Raw genomic sequence first — 4,515 nt, 5'->3', positions numbered from 1 at the left:
ATGATGTCTCAATACCTGATGACTATCTCAAATATGTTTGCACAGCAAGGGTTTACGATTTCATCCTTTATATCTGGTCAATTAAAGGATGATGCTAGTTATAAAATGGTTAACGACGCTCTCTTATCTAAAACTGGCCAAAGCATTGAACAAAGTTTACAACAGAAAGACGAATCATCCTCCTGGGTAGGAAGAGTGCTAGACTATTTTAATACGGCTAATCGAACAATCGGTTTCTCAGATTTAGCTGTAGTAGGATCTCAAGCAGCAATGACGACTTCAACGATATTTCTAACTAGAAAGCTAGAAGTTGGGTATCTCCCGAAAAAAACACCGCCTCTTATGCAGAAATTAAGAGGCGATTACCGTTTTTCTGTAGGAGCACATGAGTCGTGGACGAGTAAAAGCAAGCACAGCTCGACAACGGCAAAATATTTATTGGACTTCTCAAGATCACAGCCAACGAATCCAATGGCCCAAGGGCTACAGCGCTTTGCAGCAAGCTACAATAGTCCATCTCATATGCTCAGTCACCTAGCTGGGTTCCCGAAAAATCACACCGGCTCCCTTGTAGGTTCAACACTGCAAACCAGCTTCCAATCAAGGATGACAACCGGAACGAAAGAGGTTGTGAAGCAGGTGTTTGATGCCAAAGGTTTAAAAGCCGCTGGACGTGGAGTGCCAATTGTGGGTGGGGCGGTATCTTTAATAGCAAATGCTAGCGAATTCACTAATAGTGCAAACAGTGATAAAAGTATCTCGGAAAAGGCGGGAAGGGCTGTAGCAGGAGTGACTTTGGATATTGCTGCTATTGGAGTCGGAGCAAAAATAGGTGCTACAATTGGTAGTGTTGGAGGCCCTATTGGAGTAGTTGTTGGTGGAGCCGCGGGTGGACTTGCAGGTGCGCTTGTAAGTAATTTTGCAAGTGATTCATTCAAGTCAGTTGGAGAAAGCGTTGGTAGAACATTTGATAATAAACTTAATGAAGTTAAAGAGAGTAAAGCTGTTCAATTTATCAATGGATGGTTCAAATAATTACTAAGAATTTACTAAATAAATATAGGCAGGCGTTATAATGTTATCAGATCAAATGATTGAGTACATTGAAATATTTATAGCAATGGTTTTTGTAGGTCAGTTTGCATTTGGCATTACCTTATTGGCACTTGGAAAAGTGATGATGGAATACTATGAATGGGGAATCTTTCGTCCGGCAACCAATTGGTTTCAAAAGTCTACTAATTTTTTCATGAAGGGTTGTTTTGGGGTAGGTCCTTATTTCTATGCAAAACTAATGAGATATCCTTGGATTATTACTAAACTTCTATTTGCGATCATATTACTTTTGATGGGGTTAACAAGCATAGTACTTTATTATATATTGACGTGGATTATTAATGTTTTGCTAGGTTAGTTTAAAAGAAGAGGTCAAAATGTTAACGAATAATACCATCACTTTGTTAGAGAACATCATGCTGATATTCATTCTATCCCAAGCAGCCTATGGTTTCAAAAAACAACTAATATGATCATTATGTCTATTTTTGATAGGAACTTTTTTATATAAGAGATTTAGAAAACAAATCTAATAGTAAGTAAGTTTTATTATCTGATATCGCTTTTAGGTATTGGTATCATTTGTTTTCTTCTTTTTCATTTAATAAGCGGAATACTATTTGCTATTCATGTTACATTATAAAAGATAGAGTAATGGAAAGGTTCAAGTAATGTCAGAACAGAATTTAGAAAATATTGAGTTTATCCTTTTATCTCCAGTGCTAGCGCAAATTGCTTTTGCATTTTTAGTGTTAATTTTGGGCTTTGTCATTGTTGATTATTATGAGTGAGGGGAGTCTTTAGGCCGGCTGAGACATGGTTTCAAAAGCTCACAAATGGTTTTATGAAAGGCTTCTTTGGTATAGGTCCCTACTTTTATAAGCGTTATAAGAAACATAATTGGTTAACAGCAAAAGTCCTATACTTTTTTACTTTTATCGGCATATGTATTGGAGCCTTTGTTGCATACGGATTACTTTGGCTGATTCTAAGAACGATAGTGAAAGTGCTAGGAATTGAACTAGTTTAAGATAAAAGGAATAGAATGATGTCTAATCAAATAATTAAGTACATTGAAATATAAAGCAATACCGAAGGATGTGTTATAGGTAAATGAATTTTGTAATGAGGTGCTCGACTGAGGAGTTGGCGCTGCTCGTATCGTTAACCGGGTTTCCGAATGTGGCAAAAGGAATTCTAGAGGCAGGGCTAGGAACAAAAACTCAACAAGAGTGGGATGCTGTGATGGRAGCGACTGCTCATCAATTAATGGTCAAAGACCTTTGGGTAGAAGAAGCTGAACGTAACGGGGAGATTCCATTAAGCGAAGAAATGCAGACCTTTATCAAATCCTATATTGAGTCAAAATTTATGCTTCGTATTCCAGATGCGCCAAATCAACATGCAGTAATATTGCATCATATTGAAGGGGAAACATGGCTGCTTCATTCAATCGACCGCGATATCATTCATGAATTTGCTTATATGACTGTAGATGAGACGCCTGAAGTGATAAAAGATTATTATGCATTTAGTGAAAAGCATCCAGACATTCAGAGGACCTTTACTTTAACTGAAGAAGCATTTGACTTACTAAGTGTGCGGGGAAATTTAAAGAAGGTTCAGAGGGTGACAAACCTATCTCCTGAAGAAGAGCTCCATTTCCAAACGTTTTTAACCGATCTAGATCATCATGCATGGACTCTCCACAATATTTCTTTCTTTCATATTCCATCAATTGATGAGGATCCTGTCCTTGAGAACATTACGTTTTTCTTGCCTGGTAAGGAAGGGATTTGGATAGTAAGTTATCGTGAAGGCGAAGAGCTGCCAGTTCAAGTGACGCTAGAGTCTACAGATGAATGGAATGCGATGGTTCAAGGAGTAGCTGTAGTTGCTAAACAGATAAGTGAATAAAAACAAAAAGCATTCAGAGGATTTTCATCTGAATGCTTTTTTCGTATCTTTTTATAAAATCATAAATCAGGCTGGTATGAATTGATTCGTTTAGTTGATATAAGGTTCCAGGTAGGGATTCTTACCTTTTCATCATTTTTAAATAGAAGTTTATCGAAAATGGGGGTTGAGCTCCAAAAGAGAGGGAAGTAATCTTGTGGTAATAAATGGGCTGATCATTATAAGTGATTTTTTCATGATCAAACCTAAAGAGAATGGTATTTTTCCTAAATTGCCAAATGGGAGTGTGGAAAATACGTTCTAAAAAGCGATATATTCCGAGCCATATAATAAAGCAAGAGCTAAAGAGGCAATAATTCCAAGGTAAGGCGTGCAACAAAAAAGCCAAGAGTTTAGCTTTAATCCAAAGCTGATCTCTTGGCTTTTTTATGTTTCTCGATTACTTCTGTGTAGAAACAACCTCTTTCTTCGCATCCTCTAACATATTATTAATCGACTGAATGTAATCTTTTAAACTCATGAATAACTCCTCCTTATTTATGTAGTGTTTTTATATTTAATGTGTTTTTTGCTTTTGTTTTGTTACCTATATAGTTACCAACTTTTAAATTCTATAAACCTATCAAACTTTAAATGAGTAAAAAGTCTTATAAATAGACGGTGTTCTATTTTTTACAACGGAATTATGTCTGACTTTTTCCTGAAAAAGTTGGTTAAGCCTGGTCTGTTCAGGGAATCAATGAAAGTATACAGGGGAGGACTGGTTATGAATCAAATAAAAGATGATATAAAAGATTATTTAGAGAAAATTATTAAAGAAGAAAAGCAAGTCGCAAGGGACGGGAAAATCCCTGATTATATTGAGAAAGTAGATAATGAGGATCATGGGGCTATTTCTATGGCGATCACCGGGCTTGATGGAAGATGCATCAAGGCTGGAGATGATGAAGGTAGATTTTCGATCCAGAGCATGTCTAAAGTCATTTCACTTGCTGTTGCTTTAATGGATCAAGGAGAAGAAAAGTTATTTCAGCATGTTGGCAAAGAGCCGACAGGTGACCCTTATCACTCATTAAGTAAGATGGAGTTGCAGGAAGATGGTGGCCCATTAAATCCAATGGTAAATGCAGGTGCTATTGCAGTGGTTGGTCAAATAAAAGGGAAATCAGTTGATGATAAGTTTAGCAGAATTCTTGATTTAACAAGGAATTTAGCTGGAAATGAAGAGATCGATTATAATCCTGAAATTGTAAAAGCGGAAGGGCATGACTTGAACCGCGCCCTCTTCTACTATAATCGCTATGGTGGATATGTCGATGGCGAACTTGAGGATGTACTACCGATTTWCTGGAGAATGACTTCGATTGAGATGACAATTGAAGAGCTTTCTCGTGTTGCGGCAGTGATTGCTAATTACGGAGTAGACCTTGATACAGGAGAGCAGCTTATACCACGAGAAGTTGTGAAAGTATTGAAGACATTTATGGTGACATGTGGAATGTATGATCAATCAGGTGCATTTGCTGTTGATGTGGGGATACC

Annotated in this window: 3 protein-coding genes and 1 pseudogene; all 4 read left to right on the top strand. The window is 37.2% G+C overall.

The window, feature by feature from the left end:
• Positions 1 to 1,035: pseudogene (locus AB685_RS31500) on the top strand (hypothetical protein); the annotation flags it as partial.
• 55 nt (positions 1,036 to 1,090) lie between these two features.
• Positions 1,091 to 1,414, top strand: a complete 324-nt coding sequence (locus AB685_RS26795) for a hypothetical protein (protein ID WP_198530602.1) — start codon at positions 1,091 to 1,093, stop codon at positions 1,412 to 1,414.
• Between the two features lie 755 nt (positions 1,415 to 2,169).
• Complete coding sequence (locus tag AB685_RS26785) at positions 2,170 to 2,973, top strand: hypothetical protein (protein ID WP_047973642.1); 804 nt, start codon at positions 2,170 to 2,172, stop codon at positions 2,971 to 2,973.
• A 766-nt stretch (positions 2,974 to 3,739) separates the two neighbouring features.
• Positions 3,740 to 4,515: glutaminase (locus AB685_RS26780; protein WP_047973641.1), on the top strand; the 776-nt coding region annotated here is incomplete at its 3' end.

This window comes from Bacillus sp. LL01, assembly GCF_001037965.1.
Note: the sequence above shows the minus strand (reverse complement) of the source record. Positions and strands in the feature narration are given on the sequence as shown.